Annotated in this window: 13 protein-coding genes; 11 read left to right on the top strand and 2 right to left on the bottom strand. The window is 69.0% G+C overall.

The window, feature by feature from the left end:
- The first annotated feature begins 247 nt into the window (after positions 1 to 247).
- Both NBG84_RS17500 and NBG84_RS17495 read left to right on the top strand, forming a co-directional pair.
- Positions 248 to 3,916 (top strand): glycosyltransferase, encoded by a 3,669-nt coding sequence (locus NBG84_RS17500; protein WP_250920412.1) that lies wholly within the window; start codon positions 248 to 250, stop codon positions 3,914 to 3,916.
- On the top strand, positions 3,913 to 5,463 hold the full coding sequence (locus NBG84_RS17495; RefSeq protein ID WP_250920411.1) for a DUF5719 family protein: 1,551 nt from the start codon (positions 3,913 to 3,915) through the stop codon (positions 5,461 to 5,463). Before NBG84_RS17500 ends, NBG84_RS17495 begins: the two co-directional genes overlap by 4 nt.
- 321 nt (positions 5,464 to 5,784) lie before the next feature.
- Here NBG84_RS17495 and NBG84_RS17490 read toward each other — a convergent pair whose 3' ends face one another.
- Entirely contained in the window at positions 5,785 to 6,207 is a 423-nt protein-coding gene (locus NBG84_RS17490; RefSeq protein ID WP_250920410.1) for a DUF3499 domain-containing protein, read from the bottom strand.
- 297 nt (positions 6,208 to 6,504) lie between these two features.
- Between NBG84_RS17490 and NBG84_RS17485 the strand changes: the two genes are divergently transcribed.
- The 8 genes from NBG84_RS17485 (at position 6,505) to NBG84_RS17450 (ending at position 16,270) form a co-directional block, all read left to right on the top strand.
- Complete coding sequence (locus NBG84_RS17485) at positions 6,505 to 6,933, top strand: metallopeptidase family protein (protein ID WP_250920409.1); 429 nt, start codon at positions 6,505 to 6,507, stop codon at positions 6,931 to 6,933.
- Between the two features lie 55 nt (positions 6,934 to 6,988).
- Positions 6,989 to 8,353, top strand: coding sequence for a phosphomannomutase/phosphoglucomutase (locus NBG84_RS17480; protein ID WP_250920408.1), 1,365 nt, complete (start codon positions 6,989 to 6,991; stop codon positions 8,351 to 8,353).
- 962 nt (positions 8,354 to 9,315) lie between these two features.
- On the top strand, positions 9,316 to 9,498 hold the full coding sequence (locus NBG84_RS17475) for a Trm112 family protein (RefSeq protein ID WP_250920407.1): 183 nt from the start codon (positions 9,316 to 9,318) through the stop codon (positions 9,496 to 9,498).
- A gap of 289 nt (positions 9,499 to 9,787) precedes the next feature.
- Positions 9,788 to 10,924 (top strand): SIS domain-containing protein, encoded by a 1,137-nt coding sequence (locus NBG84_RS17470; protein ID WP_250920406.1) that lies wholly within the window; start codon positions 9,788 to 9,790, stop codon positions 10,922 to 10,924.
- A 47-nt stretch (positions 10,925 to 10,971) separates the two neighbouring features.
- Positions 10,972 to 12,135, top strand: a complete 1,164-nt coding sequence (manA, locus tag NBG84_RS17465; RefSeq protein WP_250920405.1) for a mannose-6-phosphate isomerase, class I — start codon at positions 10,972 to 10,974, stop codon at positions 12,133 to 12,135.
- Positions 12,136 to 12,248: 113 nt separating this feature from the next.
- The gene (locus NBG84_RS17460) at positions 12,249 to 13,226 is read left to right on the top strand and encodes a cation diffusion facilitator family transporter (RefSeq protein ID WP_250920404.1); all 978 of its coding nucleotides are present in this window, start codon (positions 12,249 to 12,251) and stop codon (positions 13,224 to 13,226) included.
- 641 nt (positions 13,227 to 13,867) lie between these two features.
- Positions 13,868 to 15,325 (top strand): adenosylhomocysteinase, encoded by a 1,458-nt coding sequence (gene ahcY / locus NBG84_RS17455; protein ID WP_250920403.1) that lies wholly within the window; start codon positions 13,868 to 13,870, stop codon positions 15,323 to 15,325.
- A gap of 315 nt (positions 15,326 to 15,640) precedes the next feature.
- A complete protein-coding gene (locus NBG84_RS17450; RefSeq protein WP_250920402.1) occupies positions 15,641 to 16,270 on the top strand; it encodes a hypothetical protein in 630 nt (209 codons plus the stop codon).
- Between the two features lie 250 nt (positions 16,271 to 16,520).
- Here NBG84_RS17450 and NBG84_RS17445 read toward each other — a convergent pair whose 3' ends face one another.
- Positions 16,521 to 17,597 (bottom strand): RDD family protein, encoded by a 1,077-nt coding sequence (locus NBG84_RS17445; protein WP_250920401.1) that lies wholly within the window; start codon positions 17,595 to 17,597, stop codon positions 16,521 to 16,523.
- Positions 17,598 to 17,717: 120 nt separating this feature from the next.
- Here NBG84_RS17445 and NBG84_RS17440 point away from each other — a divergent pair, with 120 nt between their 5' ends.
- Positions 17,718 to 18,725, top strand: a complete 1,008-nt coding sequence (locus NBG84_RS17440; protein ID WP_250920400.1) for a stage II sporulation protein M — start codon at positions 17,718 to 17,720, stop codon at positions 18,723 to 18,725.
- The last annotated feature ends 303 nt before the right edge of the window (positions 18,726 to 19,028 follow it).

The raw sequence follows: 19,028 nt of genomic DNA, 5'->3' as shown, positions 1-19,028 counted from the left end.
CGGTATTCCCGGGCAGTTCATCACCTCCCCCAGACTTCCGGTCGGTGCTCCCAACTCCCAGCCGAATGGGCCCCTGCCCGCCACCACCGCACCCACCTCGTACAGCCACTGCCCCAGTAGCCCCTAGGGCATCTCAAGTCCCATTACTTAGCACCGCAGCCCTTTTCCCTACCGTTAGTGTTGGGCCCCGTCCCAGATGCTTCAGCGCCCCGTAGGGGGCGACCCCGGCCGGAGGGCCCGTACCTCGATGTCCGCCACCACAGCCGCGTTCTCCCCCGCGCATCCGCAGGAGTTCCCACGGCACGTCGTCACCGCCGTGCTCGTTTCCCACGATGGCGCACGCTGGCTCCCCGACACCCTTGCCGGACTGCTCGGCCAGGAACGTCCCGTACAGAACGTCATCGCCGCCGACACCGGCAGCGCCGATGAATCCGCACGGGTGCTCACCGAATCCCTCGGCGCCCACCGAGTGCTCCACCTCGCCCGTCGTACCGGCTTCGGCGCCGCCGTCGACGAAGCGGTACGCACCGCCGGCGTGCTCACCACGGAGGACCTGCCCTACCTCAAGCGGCCCAGCGGCTGGGACCCGGTCACCAGGACCTGGCACGACGACGCCTACGACATGCCGGAACTCCCCTATGGCGAACCGGTCCAGTGGCTGTGGCTCCTCCATGACGACAGCGCGCCCGAGCCCGGCGCACTCGCCGAGTTGCTGCGGGTCGTCGACGCCGATGACCAGGCCGTGATCGCCGGCCCCAAGCTCCGCGGCTGGTACGACCGCCGCCAACTCCTCGAAGTCGGCGTCTCCGTCGCCAACAGCGGACGTCGCTGGACCGGACTCGACCGCCGGGAGCAGGACCAGGGCCAGCACGACAACGTGCGTACCGTCCTGTCCGTCTCGTCCGCCGGAATGCTCATCCGGCGCGATGTCTTCGACCAGCTCGGGGGCTTCGACCGCAGACTGCCGCTGATGCGTGACGACGTCGACTTCTGCTGGCGCGCCCACCAAGCCGGCCACCGTGTGCTCGTCGCCCCCGAAGCGGTCCTGCACCATGCCGAGGCAGCCTCCCGCGAACGGCGTACCGTCGACTGCGCAGGCCGCTCCAGCGCCAGCCCACACCGGGTGGCCAAAGCCGCCGCGGTCTACACCCTGCTCACCAACACCCGGCTCGCCGCCCTCCCCTATGTCCTGCTCCGGATCGCGCTCGGCACGGCCGTGCGTACCCTCGCCTATCTCCTGGGCAAGGCACCCGGTCATGCCATAGACGAGATCGGCGGGCTCTTCGGCACCCTGCTGCGCCCGGAACGGATCATCGCCGCCCGCCGCAGACGCGCCCGCGCCCGTACCGCCGACGCCCGCGAACTGCGTCCACTCTTCCCACCGCGCGGTGCCACCATCCGGGTCACCGTCGAGCAGGCCGCGGGACACTTCAGCGCGGCCCGGGACACCGATACGGCAGCCGCACCCGGCTCGCGGCGCGGAGCGGTCGAATCGGGCCCCGGAGACGACGAGGCCGACTTCCTGGAAGTCGAGCAGTTCGCCCGGCTCAAGAAGCTCGCCCTGAGGCCCGAACCCGTGCTCTTCGCGATCCTCCTGATCGTCTCGGCCGTCGCCTGCCGCGGACTCTTCGGTGGCGGCACCCTCATGGGCGGCGCCCTGCTGCCCGCCCCCGCCGATGTGCGGGAACTGTGGGCACTTCACACCGAGAGCTGGCGCCCCCTCGGCACCGGCGGCACCCAGATCGCGCCTCCCTACCTCACCGTCCTCGCCGCGCTCTCCACCCTCTTCCTCGGCTCCACGGGCTTCGCGCTCACGGTGCTGCTGGTCTGCTCGATCCCACTCGCCGGTCTCAGCGCCTACTTCGCCTCCCGCTCCCTGGTCGGCTCCCGACTGCTGCGGGCCTGGGCGAGCGTGGCGTACGCCTTCCTCCCCGCGGCCACCGGCGCACTCGCCACGGGACGGCTGGGTACGGCGGTCCTGGCGATGGTGCTGCCGCTGATCGCCCGTACCGCCGTGGCCGCCCACGGTCTGGAGCACGATGGAGTACGGGGATCATGGCGGGCCACCTGGGCCTACGCCCTGCTGCTGACGGTCGCGATGGCTTTCACCCCCATCGTCTGGCCGCTCGCGGTGGTGCTCGGCGTCGGCGTACTGATCCTTCGTCGTCATGACCTCATCGCCTACGGTCTGCGCTTCCTCGCGGCCGTCGCCACCCCGGTACTGATCCTCACCCCCTGGTCGCTCACCCTGCTGGCCAGCCCGTCCGCCCTCTTTAGCGAAGCCGGTCTCGACCTCGGTGACGGCACCGCGTCCGCGCTGGATCTGCTGGGCATCAGCCCGGGCGGGCCCAAGACGATCGGCGGGATCGTCCTCATCGGGATCGTCCTCGCCGCCCTCGCCGCCCTGCTGCGCGACGAGCGGCAACTCGCGATTCGCGCTGCCTGGGTTGCCGCTCTCATCGGGCTGGTCTTCGCCGTGCTGACCAATCCCAGCCACTGGGCGGGGCCCGCGACCCTGGTCTACGGCATCGCCCTCCTGGTTGCCGCGGTACTCGGCGCGGAGTTGGGCCGTACCCGCGTCGGCGTCCAGAACTTCGGCTGGCGCCAGCCGGTCGCCGTGCTGATCGCGGTCGCAGCCGGCATCGGCCCCCTCATCGCCGCCGCGAGCTGGATGCTCCATGGAGCCGCCGGCCCGCTGGAGCGCCGTGACCCCGTGCAAGTGCCCGCCTTCGTCGCCGAGGAGAGCGACACCCACGACCAACCGCGCACCCTGGTGCTCGGTGGCACATCCGCCTCCCACGTCCCGTACACCCTGCTCCGGGGGGCGGGTAGCCGCCTCGGTGACGCGGAACTCGCCGAGGCCGGCGGCCCCGACAAGCGCCTCGACAAGGTCGTGGCCAATCTGGTCGCCGGGTCGGGAGCCGACCAGACCAGTCAGCTCAGCGGCTTCGCCATCCGCTATGTCCTGGTACGCGAGGGAGCGCCGCAACACATCGGCCGCACCCTGGACGCCACCCCCGGCCTGCGCCGCCTCAGCAGACTGGAGGACGGCGCGCTCTGGCAGGTGGACCGCCAGGTCGCCCGGGCGATGATCATCGTGGCCGGCGGCGATCCCCTGCCGGTGGCATCCGACACCGTCGGCGCCAACGTGCGAATCCCGGCCGGCGCCGCCGGGCGCATCTTCCGGATCGCGGACCGCGCAGACGACGGCTGGCGCGCCACCCTGGAGGGGCGCCCGCTCAAGAAGGTGACCGTCGACGGCTGGGCACAGGGCTTTGAACTACCCGCTGACGGCGGCCAGCTGCGTCTCTCGTTCAAGAACACCACGGCTCACACCGGCTGGATCTGGACTCAGGCCGCCCTGGTGTTCGTCCTGGTCGTCCTCGCCCTGCCCGGTCGGCGGGCGCAGATCGACGACGATCTCCCGGCGGACACCATCGCGATCCCGACCCAGCCGGGGGACGACAGGAGCCGCACCGCACGGCGGCTGCGCGCCCAGGCCGCCCGCGCTCCGGAGACCGTCGCCGAACCGGATCACCGGGCCACCGGGCCGGATTCATGGTCCGATGAGCGGTACCCCGTACCCGCTGCGACCGGCCACCCCCGTACGTCCCACTCACCCTCGTCCCACTCACCCTCGTACGGCGATGAGTCCTACGGCGACGAGCCCTCCGACAGTGACCCGTATGACACGGGTTCGCCGCGGACCGGTTCGTACCAGGCGCGTTCCCGTGACATCGATCCGTATGACAGCGGGTCCGACACCACCGGGGCGCACCAGATCCGCCGGAGCGGGACGTACTCAGCGGATTCGCTGCGAACCGGTGCCGATCACCGCCGTGATCGTGACCGCGACCATGACCGCACCACAGATCCCCATGCAGATCCCAACGCGACCAGAGGCACGTCAGAGTGAAGCGCACGACCCTGTCCCTCCTGGCCACCGTGACGGCACTCGCCGCAATCACCGGACTCGCCTCCCTGATGGCTCCGGACAGCGAAAACGGATCCCAGGAGGCCGGGGCCCCGGCGCGGCTCCCGGTCGAGCGCTCCACCCTCCTGTGCCCCGCCCCCGGTGGCACCGAAGCCGCCGAGACCACCTACACCACCTATACGCCCGTGGGATCACGTAGTGGTGCGGTGGGCACGGCCGCACTCAAGTCGTCCGTCGCGGCGCTCGCGGAACGCGGCGCGGTGACCAAGAAGGCAGCGGTCAACAAACCGACCGAGGGCAAGCCGGTGGTGTCATTGACCGAGCCAGGCCGCCCCGCGGCAGTCAAGAGCCGGGTCGGTGGCGCTCCGGCCCTCATCGGCACCGCCACCGGGCGCCTCGCCCCCGGCTGGAGCGCCCAACTGACCTCGGTCGCGGCCGGCGATGCCCGAGGGCTGCTCGGTGTGAGCTGCACCGCACCCCACGCGGACTTCTGGTTCCCCGGCGCCTCCACCGCCAAGGAGCGCCAGGACTATGTGCATCTCACCAACCCCGATGACATCCCCGCCGTGGTCGACATCGAGTTGTACGGCAAGGGGGGAGCGCTGCGGACCACCGTCACCGAGGGCATTCCGGTGCCGGCGGGTTCGAGCATCCCGGTGCTGTTGTCGACGCTGACGGCCGAGGCCGCTGCCGATGTGACCGTGCATGTCGCGACCCGCTCGGGTCGGGTCGGCGCCGCCGTACGGGTCTCCGAACTGCCCCGCGCGGCTTCGGACGCCGGTACCGAGAGTTCGGTCGTGGGGAGCGACTGGCTGAGCGCGACCGCTGAACCCTCCCCGTCCGTGGTGCTCCCGGGTATCCCCGCCGACGCCACTTCCGTACGGCTGGTGGCTTTCGCCCCAGGCGAGGACGACGCCGATCTCGCCATCCAACTCGCGAGCCCCAGCGGAAAGATCGTCCCGGCGGGGAACGAGAGTCTGCATGTGAAGTCCGGGATGACCGCGAGCGTGGAACTTCGCGACGTCACCAGGGGCGAGGCGGGCTCCCTGCTCCTCGGCCCCTCGCAGAGCGGGCGGGCGGCCCCGGTGGTGGCGGCCCTGCGGGTGGTCCGGGGCAAGGGGGCCATGCAGGAGATCGCGTTCATCCCGGCGACGGCGGCCGTGGGCGCACGGGCCTCCATCGCGGACAACCGGGCCAAGGGGGCGGTGCTCTCGTTGACCGCGCCCGGCGCCGCTGCCCGGGTCCGGGTGACCGCCTCGGCGGGTACCCAGGGCGGCGCCGCGGTGGTGCGGACCTACCAGGTGCGGGCCGGCACCACGCTCGCGTTCGCCCCTCCGGTACCCACCGGCTTGAAGGGTTCGTACGCACTGACCGTGGTCACCGAGTCCGGTGGGCCCGTGTTCGCGTCGCGCACCCTGGCACTACCGCAGGGCGGTGTGCCGTCCTTCACCATCCAGACGCTGTCGGACGACCGGGGAACGGTGGCGGTCCCGAAGGTTGAGGATGATCTCTCGGTGCTGGGGGAGTGATCCGTATCACCGGCCGGGCCGCGGGAGCTGCCCTGAGGCATCCATCGGTGTGACCTCGGGGCAGCCGGATCTCACGTTGGCCATCGGCGAGGTCAACAGACGTCGATTTCCCGGCAGAAGGCGCTAGCCAGCGGCTACTTCTTTGGCTACAGCGCCGATTGGTCATGGTTTCCATGGTGGCAGTGCGGATCGCTTGCAGCGGCAACCGCGCCCGGACCCTCGCGGTGACCACCGCGCCGGACCCCTGCAGCGGCAACCGTGTCCGAACGGGAACGACTGAGGGAAGAACGGGAACGACTCAGGAAGAAGGGGCCGGGGTCCTCAGGAGTCGGGGGAGCGCAGTACCCGTAGATGGCCGCGACGGGCGACCTCCATGGGATCGGCCCCTCGGCGCGCGTTCTGCGCTTCGGCGGCGCGACCCTGCGGACGGGCGGCTTCTCGGACCGCGTTGGCGAGCGCCTCAAGGTCGTCACTGCTGGGGCGGGCGGGCGCCGATCCGTCGGTGAGTCGTACGACTTCCCAGCCGCGCGGTGCGGTCAGCCGCCCACTGTGCTCGGCGCAGAGGTCGTAGCAGTGGGGTTCGGCATAGGTGGCGAGCGGTCCAAGGACTGCGGTCGAGTCGGCATAGACGTACGTCAGTGTCGCGACGGCAGGACGGCCGCAGGCGGTGCGCGAACAGCGACGTACAGGGCTCACGACGTTGGACGCTACCGCACTCTTGAGCGGGCTGCGACGACTCTCCACCAGGTCACTCCACCGTGTCGTGGTCTGAGGCGTTGTTCGGAGGCTTCCCGAGAGACCGCGTTGACCTGCGGCGAAGGGAAGGCGCTCCGAGGGCGGCCATAAGTGATGCGGTCAGGCCATGAGGTTAATCAGGTCATTCCTCGCCCCTTCAGTGATCGAGATCAACTATGAAACCGCACTGAAGTGCTATCGGAACGTTCATTTGGCGACACCTCATGGCTGAGTTCGGTCTCCTGTGCGGTTTCCCCAGCGCGTACTCGGTCGCGCTCTGCCCCGGAGGGCTACCCTGCGTCAGTGATGGACAGTCCTGTACCGCCTCACCCGGCCGAACCGAGGCCGCGTCGTCGCGACCGCCACGGCCGGGGAATGCGCGGACCCGTCGCCCCGCCCCAGGTGCCCCTCGCCGCCAGCAGGGCGGAATCCTTCCAGGACCTCGTGCAGGACTCCGTGGAACGGCTTGAGCGGCGCTGGCCGCAGCTTTCGGATGTCGACTTCCTGGTGGCGGATGTGCCCGGTGCGCCGGAGGAGTCGGTGCCGCTGGGCAGCTCGGCACCCGCGGAGAAGGGGCGGCCCGCACGGGTCGTGGTCTACCGCCGGCCGGTCGAGATCCGGACGAAGAACCGCGAGGAACGGGCGCTGCTCGTGCATGAGGTGGTGGTGGAGCAGGTGGCCGAGTTGCTCGGGCTCGCCCCCGAATCGGTCGATCCCCGCTATGGCCAGGACTGATGTGCGAATACCGGTAGTTTGAGGCGACCAAAGAGTTTTCAGGAGGAGTTGACCCGTGACTGCTGATCTGTCGCAGATCGTGAAGGCGTACGACGTCCGCGGGGTGGTGCCGGATCAGTGGGATGAGGCGCTGGCCGAACTGTTCGGCGCCGCGTTCGTCCAGGTGACCGACGCGGACGCGATCGTCATCGGCCATGACATGAGGCCGTCGTCGCCGGGGCTCTCCGGGGCGTTCGCCCGGGGGGCCGCCGCGCGCGGCGCCGATGTGACCCTGATCGGGCTCTGCTCCACGGACCAGCTGTACTTCGCCTCGGGCCACTTCGGTCTGCCGGGCGCGATGTTCACCGCCTCCCACAACCCGGCCCAGTACAACGGCATCAAGATGTGTCGGGCGGGCGCGGCCCCGGTCGGTCAGGACACCGGTTTGGCGGAGATCCGCGAGCTGGTGGAGAGCTGGTCGGACAGTGGTGCCCCCACCCCGGTGGAGAAGCCCGGCACGGTGACCGAACACGACACACTCACCGAGTACGCGGGCTATCTGCTCTCCCTGGTGGACCTGTCGTCCATGCGCCCCCTGAAGGTCGTCGTCGACGCCGGCAACGGCATGGGCGGCCATACGGTCCCGACCGTCTTCGCCTCGCTGCCCGTCACGCTGGTGCCGATGTACTTCGAACTGGACGGCACCTTCCCCAACCACGAGGCCAACCCGCTGGACCCGGCGAACATCGTCGACCTCCAGGAGCGGGTCCGGTCCGAGGGCGCCGACCTCGGACTGGCCTTCGACGGCGACGCCGACCGCTGCTTCGTGGTGGACGAGCGGGGTGAGGGCGTCTCGCCTTCGGCGATCACCGCCCTGGTCGCGGCGAGGGAACTGGCCAAGCACCCCGGCGGCACGGTGATCCACAATCTGATCACCTCATGGTCGGTGCCCGAGGTCGTACGCGAGAACGGCGGTGAGCCGGTACGCACCCGAGTGGGGCACTCCTTCATCAAGCAGGAGATGGCCAACACGGGAGCGATCTTCGGCGGTGAGCACTCCGCCCACTACTACTTCCGCGACTTCTGGAACGCGGACACCGGGATGCTGGCCGCCCTCCATGTGCTGGCGGCGCTCGGTTCTCAGGACGGCACCCTCTCCGAACTGGTCGCGCAGTACGACCGCTACCGGGGCTCGGGCGAGATCAACTCCACGGTGGACGACCAGTCGGCCCGTACCGCCGCGGTGAAGGCGGCGTACGCCTCCCAGCCCGGTGTGACCCTGGACGAACTGGACGGACTGACGGTGACCACGGAGAACTGGTGGTTCAACCTCCGCCCCTCCAACACCGAGCCGCTGCTGCGCCTGAACGTCGAGGCGCGGGACGAGGAGACGCTGGCGAAGGTGCGGGACGAGGTACTGGCGCTGGTACGGGCCAAGTAACGACCACGCGGCGGGTTGGAATCGCCCACGCGGGTTGGAATCGCCCACGCGGCGGGTTGGACACGATCATCCGCCCCCGAGCGACCTCTTGCCTCGGCCCTTGGGCGCCGATGCGGCGAAGGTCGCTCGGGTGTCGGTTGATGACCTACCGCGCGCCCCTCCCGAAAGAGCATGCGGATGTCGGGTGGGCGTATCTGCCCGGGCCCGCTGCCCGGGCCCGCTGCTCGTACAGCCGTTCAGTGGCCCTTCGGCGGTCGCTTAGTGGTCGCCGTCGGTTGCTCGCCGGTTGCTCGTCGGTCGCCGAGGAGCCGGGACGCTCCATGCCGTCCCTGCCCTGTCGTCGGTGCTTGCGTTGAAGCAGGGCGCCACCCCTCAGGCCCGACCGTCCGCCGGGACGGATGACGCGCCGGGGTCGGCAGCACGTATCTGTCTCCCCCGCTGGCGCCACCGGCGGGAAGGCCCGGTTCCGGCGCGGGCGGGGTTGGCAGGCCATGACCCAGCACCCGGTCGGTGAGGACACCGCACACCGCACACCGCACGTCCCGCCGGGCTCAAGTGGCCAACTCGGCCCGTCCGGGAGATGACCACGCCCCGAGATGGCCACGCCCCGAACGCGGGCGCACGACACAGGGGCAGCCGGTTCAAGCACCGCAAGCCCGTGCCGTGCTGGGCCATGCCAAGAGGTGCGTCCCCGCCGATGGAGCGTCCCCTGAGGACCGTTCCCGGTTCATCTGGACGGGAGCGAGGAGCGGGGAGCCGCCAGGTGCCGGCACGACCTCCGGCATCCGAGCGCATCCGCCCGAGGAACCAACCACCGTGCTCCGACGCGAGCCCCTGTCCCGGGTCCAGCGCGGCAAGGTCGCGCCTCACACCTTCCCCCGGCGGTACGCTGACGTGGCCAATCCACCCAGACCCGGTCACCCCCGAGTCGCCCCGAGTCACCGTGAGAGGACACCGTACCTATGCCGCTCGAAGCCGGCCTCCTTGAGATCCTCGCCTGCCCGGCCTGCCACGCACCCCTTGATGACCACACAGCAGCCGATGTCCCCGAGCTGATCTGCACCGGCCAGGACTGCGGCCTCGCCTACCCCGTGCGGGACGAGATCCCCGTGCTGCTCGTCGACGAAGCCCGCCGCCCCGTCTGACCAGGATTCCGCCCGCGACGTGCCGGGAGCAGTGGTGTACCGGTGCCCGAACCGGCGACCCGGCGATGCTCAAGCTCACGACGCTTCGATTGAGCACAGTTACGGGAGCGGCCTGTGGGTTCGTACCGTACGGGGGTGTCACGAGGTCACCTCAGCCGTCCCGACCGGGTCGAGCGCCCCCGTCGCCTGCCGAGGCAGGCGAGTCGACGGGAACTTCGCACCACCCACATCCTCACGCCCTGACGTAGCAGCGATAGAAGCGATCACAAGGTGATCGGAGGCCCACTCCATGCTCGACGAGTCCCTTCTCGATGATCCGGAAGCGCTGGCCCGAGCTGACCGCCGAGGGCTCCTGCGTGGCGCGGCCGAGGCAGGCGCGCGCGTACGCACCGCCGCCCGCCACGCCGCCGAAGCCGGAATCTCCGCTCTGAAGCCCGAAGGCCGCCCCCGAGCCGTACTGGTCGCCGGTTCCGGTACCGCCGCGACCGGAGTGGCCGATCTGATCGGCGCGCTCGCCGGCGCCAGCGCCCCCGTCACCCACCTCGCGCCCACCGGTGTCGCCCCCGCCGCGGGCGCACTGCGCTGGGCCCTCCCCGGCTGGGCAGGCTCACTCGACCTCCTCCTCCTGGTCACCACCGACGGTGGTGAACCCGGTCTCGCCGCCCTCGCCGAGCAGGCGTACCGCCGAGGCTGCACCGTCGTCGCCGTCACCCCGAAGCGCTCCCCGCTCGCCGAGGCCGTCGACGGTACGCACGGGCTGGTCGTCCCGATGGCCACCGCCCCGCACGAGTTGTACGAGGCGACGCTCTCGGCCAGCCCAGGTGCGCTGTGGGCCCTGTTCACCCCGCTGTTGGCGCTGCTCGACCGGGTCGGGCTGCTCGAAGCACCCCCGGACGTCCTCGCCAAGGTCGCCGATCGGCTCGATCGCACCGCCGAACGCTGCGGCCCGGCCATCGCCACCTACAGCAACCCCGCCAAGACCCTCGCGGCCGAACTCGCCGACAGCCTCCCGCTGATCTGGACCGAGGGCGATGGCGCCGCCCCGGCCGGCCGGCGCTTCGCCGCGGTCCTGGCCGAACTGGCGGGGCGCCCCGCTCTTGCCGCGGAACTGCCCGGCGCGCTCCCCGCCCACGGCGTCCTCCTCACGGGCGACCTCGCGGCCGGTGCTGATCCGGACGACTTCTTCCGAGACCGTGTGGACGAGCAGCAAACCCTGCGCGCCCGGGTCGTCCTGCTACGGGACCGCCCCATCGGGGGACTGACGGCAGCCCCCGCCGCCCGCGAACTCGCACTGGGCCATGACACCCCGATCAGCGAACTCGAACCGGAGGACGGCACCTTGCTGGAGTCGATCGCCGAACTCCTCGCCGTCACCGACTTCGCCACCGTCTATCTGGCGCTAGCGACACCTGCCACTCCCTCCTAGCCCACGCTCCACGCACTCCGCGCTACCTGGAAGGCCCGAGAACGACCATGGACCGCCTTGTCAACACCGTGCGCCCCTATGCCTGGGGTTCCACGACTGCGATCCCGGAACTCATCGGTATCGCACCCACCGGCGAGCCACAGGCCGAACTCTGGATGGGCGCCCACCCCGGCGCCCCTTCCCGTCTTGAACGCGGACCGCTCAACGAGGTGATCGCCGCCGATCCGGTACGCGAACTCGGCGCCGAGGCCGTCCGAAAGTTCGGCCCCCACCTGCCCTTCCTGCTCAAGATCCTCGCCGCCGGGGCGCCCCTGTCCCTCCAGGTCCATCCGGATCTCGCCCAGGCCCAGCAGGGGTACGCCGCCGAAGAGCGCACCCACATTCCGATCGACGCACCGAATCGCAACTACAAGGACGCCAACCACAAACCCGAGCTGATCTGCGCACTCACCCCCTTCGAGGGCTTCTGTGGATTCCGTACGCCGCTGGAGGCCGCGGAACTCATCGCCGGCTTGGGAGTCGACTCCCTCAAGCCGTACGTGGATCTGCTCCAGGCCCACCCCCAGGAAGCCGCCCTACGCGAACTCCTCACGGCGGTGCTCACCGCGGACCGTGCGGAGATGGCGGCCACCGTGACCGAGGCCGCTGCCGCCGCCCGCCGCATCGGCGGCCCCTACGTCCCCTACGCCCAGATCGCGCACTACTTCCCTGGTGACCCCGGCGTCATCGCGGCCATGCTGCTCAACCATGTGATCCTCCAGCCGGGGGAGGCCATGTTCCTGGGCGCGGGTGTCCCCCACGCATACATCAGCGGCCTCGGCGTCGAGATCATGGCCAACTCCGACAATGTGCTGCGCTGCGGTCTCACCCCCAAGCACGTGGACGTACCCGAACTCCTGCGGGTCGTCCGTTTCGACGCGGGCGATCCCGCCGTACTGCGCCCCGAGGCATCCGAGTCCGGCGAGGAGGTCTACGACACCCCGATCGACGAGTTTCGGTTGTCCCGCTATGTCCTGGCACCGGATGGCGAGGGCCGCGAACTCACCGCCGACACCCCCCAGATCCTGCTGTGCACCGCGGGCCGCGTCACCGCGGGCGAACTGAGCCTTGGCCCGGGCGAGTCGGTGTTCGCCCCTGCCGGCGAGCGAGTGAAGATCAAGGCCTCAGCCGACGCCCCTGGAACCGTTTTCCGTGCCACTGTGGTGATCTGACCCACGGTCGCCGCTTCGTCCTGCGACAATGACCCCTTTCGCAACGGGCCGGTGGCCGGGCATCCACACCAGATCCCCGGTACTAAGGCGTACGAAGGGACATCGAGCACAGAATGAGTGCGTCAGGCGGCACCAAGGCGATCGTGGCGGCACTCGTCGCCAACCTCTCCATCGCGGTCGCGAAGTTCGTTGCATTCCTCTTCAGCGGTTCGTCATCCATGCTCGCTGAGAGCGTCCACTCGCTCGCGGACTCGGGGAACCAGGGCCTCCTCCTCCTCGGCGGCCGAAAAGCCAAGCGCGAAGCCACCCCAGAGCACCCCTTCGGCTATGGGCGTGAGCGATACATCTACGCGTTCCTCGTCTCCATCGTCCTCTTCTCGGTCGGCGGCATGTTCGCGATCTACGAGGGCTACGAGAAGATCAAGCACCCCCACGCGATCGAGAACTGGTACTGGCCGGTGGGCGTCCTCACCTTCGCGATCATCGCGGAGGTGTTCTCCTTCCGGATGGCGATCAAGGAATCGAACGCGATCCGTGGCAACCTCACCTGGACCCAGTTCATCCGTCGATCGAAGGCACCGGAGCTTCCCGTTGTCCTCCTTGAGGACCTGGGCGCACTGGTCGGTCTGATCCTCGCCCTAGCCGGCGTCAGCGTGGCCCTGGCCACGGGCGATGGTGTCTGGGACGGCATCGGCACCCTGTGCATCGGTGTGCTGCTCATCGTCATCGCGATCGTTCTGGCGGCCGAGACGAAGTCGCTGCTGCTGGGCGAATCCGCGGGCATCGACGAGGTGCGCAGGATCGAGGAGGTGCTCGTCGACGGAGACAGCGTCACTCGCATCATCCATATGCGCACCCTCCACCTGGGCCCGGACGAACTGCTCGTCGCGGCGAAGATCGCGGTGCCGAACAACGACACGGCAGCCGAAGTCGCTCAATCGATCAATGCGGCCGAGGAGCGCATCCGCGCTGCCGTCCCCATCGCCCGCGTGATCTATTTGGAGCCGGACGTCTACAACCCCGTGGCAGCCGCCACCGGGGTGGATCCGGCGAGGGCCCCCGGCGGCCCGACCACGGAAACACCTCACTGATCCTCGGCCGCCGACGGCCCCTGGAATTCGCCGCCAGCGGCCGGGGGCCCTCCCACCCAGGTGCGGGCTCCCGGCAGTGGCCCCTGGGCGCCGCTGCCCCCGGTTCGGTGAGCAGCGTGATAGGCCGTCGGGGCAGGGGCAGGGGCAGGGGCAGGGGCCGTGCCTCGCCTGATCAGGGTCGAGTACGGGTCGTCCACTGCCCTGTACAGCCGAGAACCTTCGTCGCCGCCTCTCGCTAGAGATCCTTTCCCTGACCCGTGGCTAGACCCGTGCCCAAGGTGTCCCACTCCTCTCCGCTTGTCCGTATCGCCTCCGTAATGCCTCCGTATCGCCTTCTCCCCAGCACCCTCTCGACGCCCTGCCGCCCTCTTCCCACGGTCCCCGCAGTCCTGCCGACGCCCATATCTGGCCGGAAGCCGCCTCCCCACGGGCTGGGGCCGACCATGACAGTCGGTGTAGATTCGTCACCAGAGTCAGACGTCGCTGCTGATGGCGGTCGGGCGGTTCAGCACACGGACCGGCCGAGTGGAGAGAGGGCCTCCGACGGACTGCACTGCGGTCTACCCGGGCATTGGTGTGCCTGTCGCCGCAGCGCTATGCCGTTTCCGTCCCTCGCGTTTCCACACAAGGAGCAAGTCGTCATGACGACTGTCGCCACCGGTCAGGACTTCAAGGTCGCCGATCTCTCCCTTGCGGAGTTCGGGCGCAAGGAGATCAACCTCGCCGAGCATGAGATGCCCGGTCTGATGTCGATCCGCAAGGAGTACGCCGAGCGGCAGCCGCTCGCCGGCGCCCGGGTCACCGGCTCCCTGCACATGACCGTCCAGACCGCCGTGCTCATCGAAACCCTGGTCGCCCTCGGCGCCGAGGTCCGCTGGGCCTCCTGCAACATCTTCTCCACCCAGGACCACGCCGCCGCCGCGATCGCGGTCGGCCCGAACGGCACCCCGGACGACCCCCAGGGCGTCCCCGTCTTCGCCTGGAAGGGCGAGACGCTGGAAGAGTACTGGTGGTGCACCGAGCAGGCTCTGACCTGGCCGAACACGCCCACCGGCGGCCCGAACATGATTCTCGACGACGGTGGTGACGCAACCGTCCTCGTCCACAAGGGCGTTGAGTTCGAGAAGGCGGGCAAGGCCCCCGACCCCTCGACGGCGGACAGCGAGGAGTACCACTACGTCCTCCGCACGCTCAACCGCACCCTCGCCGAGTCCCCGCAGAAGTGGACCCGCCTGGCGTCCGAGATCCGCGGAGTCACCGAGGAGACCACGACGGGTGTTCACCGTCTCTATGAGATGCACCGCGACGGCACCCTCCTGTTCCCGGCGATCAACGTCAATGACGCTGTCACCAAGTCGAAGTTCGACAACAAGTACGGCTGCCGCCACTCCCTGATCGACGGCCTCAACCGCGCCACCGATGTACTGATCGGCGGCAAGGTCGCGGTGATCTGTGGCTATGGCGACGTCGGCAAGGGCTGTGCCGAGTCCCTCCGCGGCCAGGGCGCCCGGGTGATCATCACGGAGATCGACCCCATCTGCGCCCTCCAGGCCGCCATGGACGGCTACCAGGTCACCACCCTGGACGAGGTGGTGGAAACGGCCGACATCTTCGTCACGACCACCGGCAACAAGGACATCATCATGGCCTCGGACATGGCCAAGATGAAGCACCAGGCCATCGTGGGGAACATCGGCCACTTCGACAACGAGATCGACATGGCCGGTCTGGCGAAGACTCCCGGCGTCGTCAAGGACGAGGTCAAGCCACAGGTTCACACCTGGACCTTCCCTGACGGCAAGGTCCTCATCGTCCTGTCCGAAGGGCGTCTGCTCAACCTGGGCAATGCGACCGGGCACCCGTCCTTCGTGATGTCCAACAGCTTCGCCGACCAGACCCTGGCGCAGATCGAGCTGTTCACCAAGCCGCAGGAGTACCCGACCGATGTCTATGTGCTGCCCAAGCACCTTGACGAGAAGGTCGCCCGGCTCCACCTGGACGCCCTCGGGGTGAAGCTGACCACGCTCCGTCCCGAGCAGGCGTCCTACATCGGCGTCGAGGTCGAGGGCCCCTACAAGCCCGACCACTACCGCTACTGATCACCACGCCTCGCGCAAAGCCCCTAGCCCGGTGTTTGCCCCTTCTGCCACTGAACACGATGAGTGCCATCGGCCGAAGGGGCCGACACAGCGCCGGTTGCTGCGAAGCGTGACTTCCGCTCCCGATGGTCCCGGTCCTTCCGGGAAGCCCCAAGGACGGACTCCACACAGCGGAGACAAGCACCAGCGGTGGAGGCAAGGCCCCCGCACCCCCGTGTCGGGGGCCTTGCCTCCACCGTTCCCGGACGGATCCGACTCCTCGCTGGAGCCGTCACCGCACCAAGAGCTTCACTGCACAAGGACTCCCGAGCCCCCATGCCCCGCGGCCGATATTCGCTTCACGATCCGCACGATCACTCCCCCCTGGGCGAAGAACACTTCCAATGCGCCCCCGGCCCTCTTGGCTGGCGCTATGTCTCGCAAATCACCACCCCCGCCGGTGACCACGCCGGCTCGGTCGATCTCGCCCTCGACGAACTCGGCCGCCCAATCCGCTTGGAACTCCACGCCGCCAGCTGGCAGGTCCGCGCTGCCGCGCTCGACGGCGTCACCTGGGTCCGCTCCGACCCCACCGGTACTCACGCCACCGAAGGCAATGTCCGTGCACACACCTTCAGCGGCACATCCCCCGCATTCCTCATTGCAACCGCCCGTCTACTGCGACTCACCCCTCACTCCACTCACACGCGTGTGCGTCTCGTTGCGTTCACCGACCCCGTGCTGGCACCCCGGACACTCGACCAGTCCTGGGCACTGGTGAACAGTGAAGCGCACGCCACTGACAACGGCCCTTTGATGGTGGACGAATACCAGGTCAGCGCCCTAGACACCGGTGAACAGCACACCATCCACATAGCGGGGGACGTGGTTCTGACGGCTCCGGGCATCGAGCTGGAAAGTCTTGAAACACCCCCCTCGGTGTTCTCAGACCCAGTTGGACCCTGATCACATCGGCAGCTCCCCGGCGGTCTGACCATCGAGTGACCGGGTCCGCCTCGGTACAGCGAGACCACCGACCCGCCATCCGCCCCTCGGGCTGCCCGGCATCCCGCTTCACTGCCTGATTGCCCGAATTCGCTCTGCACAGGCCGAACCGGCGTCGGATGCGCAACTCCGCTACCGCCACACCGTGTCTGATCCTGCGCGCGGACCTGGCCCGGATGCGCGGAACCGTCGCAAACGGGCTTAAGCGGGCTTAGGCGGGCGGTGCGAACCCGGTCGATGCCGGCGGCGTACCCGGTCCGTCCGCTTCCAGCTCGGGTTGCGCGGGAGACAAGGAAACGGGAGACAAGGAAACGGGCGCGGCGCTTCGCCACCGCGATCCCCCCAGCTCAGAACGGGCCGGGGCGGAAAGCGCCGTCCCGCTGCTATCGGGGTGCGGTTCCAGCATCCAGCCGGCCCCGCCCGTTTCCGCGGCCTGGCCCTTCCCACCGCCGGGTGTCCCCTCGTACCCGCTAGCCGCCTCGCTCCTGGTCACATCGCTACTCGCGGCCCCCGCGGTTCCTCGCGGGGCAGCCGATGCTGTGACCCCGAAGGCCCGCCTTGCCTCTCGGGCCTGCCGCTCATTCACCACCGCAGCCAGATACGCGGCCGGCTGCACACCCCCCGGTGCCGGCGCGCCGGTCCGTGCGCTCAGGTCTCCCGCCAACCGTTCCGCCATCGACCAGCTCACGGCGGGGTCCAGCTGCCCCATTCGGGTCAGGTACTGGCGTATCGCAAGCCAGAGCTCGTCCGGCACCGCTGACAGATCCAGCTCCGCAAAACGCCCCACGAGCCATGGCGGGGGAGGCGGCACCACCGCCTCGCGCCCGGCCGGCACGCGCTCCCGTATCACCAGGGTTCCCGCGAAGACATCCCCGATTCGACGGCCCCGCGCCGATACGAGCGAAGCGATACAGGCGACGACCCCGAACGTCATCAGAATCTCCACCACTCCCATGGCACCCCGCACCAGAGCATGGCGAAAGCGGATCGGCCCACCGTCATCCCGTACCACCCGTAGGCCGCAGGCGAGCTTTCCCAGTGAGCGGCCACGGCTGAGGGTCTCCACCGCTATCGGCGCACCCACCAGGACCAGAACGAATGACGCGATGGCCAGCGCCATCCCTGCCGCCTGGTCCAATGAGGACGTGGCGAGGGTGAGGCCGATCGAGATTCCCAGGTAGAGGCCCCAGACCACCACCATGTCGATGGCCAGGGCGAGTGCACGGCTCGGCAGTTTCGCCGGCTGTAGACCCAGGACGACCGCGTCCCCCGTCACTAGCGCACTCACCGCAGCCGCCCTCCACCGTTGGCCTTCTCTGCCCCTTGCCCGCTCAGTCTGCCAAGCTGACCAGCAGCGCGCCGCAGTAGTACGAACGTACGCACCCAGCTCCCGGAGCAGTAGCCGACCATGGACCTCGATGTCTTTGTGACCGCCCACCGCGCCGAGTGGGACCGTCTGGACCACCTGCTGAAGCGCGGTCGCCAGCTCACCGGTGCCGAGGCCGATGAGCTGGTTGCTCTGTACCAGCTGACTGCGACCCATCTCTCGCTGATCCAGTCCACCGCCCCCGATCCAGTGCTGACGGGAAGGCTCACCCAACTCGTCGCCCGTGCCCGTGCGACGGTCACCGGCACGCGCCGAGCCACCTGGCGGGACGCGGTCCGCTTCCTCACGACCGGATTCCCCGCCGCGGTCTACCGATCTCGGCACTGGTGGATTCCGACCGCGGTCCTCTCCACGTGCCTCGCAGCGATCATCGGCTGGTGGATCGGCGCCAACCCGGACGTGCAGTCGGCGATCGGTGCCCCCGCCGAGCTCCGCGAGATGACCCGGCCCGGCGGTGAGTACGAGACCTACTACTCCAGCCACCCCGCGGCGTCCTTCGCCGCCCAGGTCTGGACGAACAACGCTCAAGCCGCCGCACTCTGCCTCGTCCTGGGGGCGTTCCTCTGCCTCCCTGTGATCTGGATTCTGTTCCTGAACATGCTCAACCTCGGGGTGGGCATCGGTCTGATGTCATCGGCGGGCCGGCTCGACACCTTTCTCGGCCTGGTCCTCCCGCACGGTCTACTCGAACTCACCGCCGTCTTCGTCGCCGCAGGTACGGGGCTTCGACTGGGCTGGACGGTGATCGACCCAGGTCAGTTCTCCCGTCGAGTGGCGCTCGCCCAGCAGGGCAGATCCGCCCTCGGCATGGCCATCGGCCTGGCTGTGGTCCTCCTTGTCTCCGGGGTGATCGAAGGCTTCGTCACGCCGTCGGGCCTTCCCACCTGGGCGCGCATCGCCATTGGCATCGCCGCTGAGCTGCTGTTCCTCACATACGTCTATGTCCTGGGCGGACGAGCCGCACGAAGCGGCGACACCGGGGACCTCGATCCCACCGAACGCAGTGCCGAACTGCCGACCGCAGCCTGATGTGCATCCGCTCTCTCTGACCTGCTAGTGTCATCTTCACCCACAAGGCCATTGACAGTGGCGCTGTGGGGAGGTAGATTCAAACGGTTGCCTCGGACTGGACATGACCGAGCGCCATCGCTAGTATCTAGCTCGCTCTTAGCGGAAATTGAATTTCCGCAGAGCCACTCGACTTCACACTTCAGACCGCAGAGACTGATTAGCGTCAGTCAAATTGCTTCTGATAAAGTCGGGATCAGCCGAAAGGCAAAAGCCCTTCCAATCGGGTGTTGGATTGAATTCGAAGTCCGGAAACGGAATGAG

Origin of the sequence: Streptomyces albipurpureus (genome assembly GCF_023701525.1) — a bacterium.
Taxonomy (GTDB): domain Bacteria; phylum Actinomycetota; class Actinomycetes; order Streptomycetales; family Streptomycetaceae; genus Streptomyces; species Streptomyces albipurpureus.
This window is presented reverse-complemented; position numbering and strand designations above follow the sequence as displayed.

Excerpts from the sequence above, each read along its gene's own strand:
- NBG84_RS17470 (WP_250920406.1), top strand. The coding sequence starts at position 9,788 with ATGCTCGACGAGTCCCTTCTCGATGATCCGGAAGCGCTGGCCCGAGCT.
- NBG84_RS17485 (WP_250920409.1), top strand. The coding sequence starts at position 6,505 with ATGGACAGTCCTGTACCGCCTCACCCGGCCGAACCGAGGCCGCGTCGT.
- manA (WP_250920405.1), top strand. The coding sequence starts at position 10,972 with ATGGACCGCCTTGTCAACACCGTGCGCCCCTATGCCTGGGGTTCCACG.
- NBG84_RS17475 (WP_250920407.1), top strand. The coding sequence starts at position 9,316 with ATGCCGCTCGAAGCCGGCCTCCTTGAGATCCTCGCCTGCCCGGCCTGC.
- NBG84_RS17450 (WP_250920402.1), top strand. The coding sequence starts at position 15,641 with ATGCCCCGCGGCCGATATTCGCTTCACGATCCGCACGATCACTCCCCC.
- ahcY (WP_250920403.1), top strand. The coding sequence starts at position 13,868 with ATGACGACTGTCGCCACCGGTCAGGACTTCAAGGTCGCCGATCTCTCC.
- NBG84_RS17460 (WP_250920404.1), top strand. The coding sequence starts at position 12,249 with ATGAGTGCGTCAGGCGGCACCAAGGCGATCGTGGCGGCACTCGTCGCC.
- NBG84_RS17440 (WP_250920400.1), top strand. The coding sequence starts at position 17,718 with ATGGACCTCGATGTCTTTGTGACCGCCCACCGCGCCGAGTGGGACCGT.
- NBG84_RS17500 (WP_250920412.1), top strand. The coding sequence starts at position 248 with ATGTCCGCCACCACAGCCGCGTTCTCCCCCGCGCATCCGCAGGAGTTC.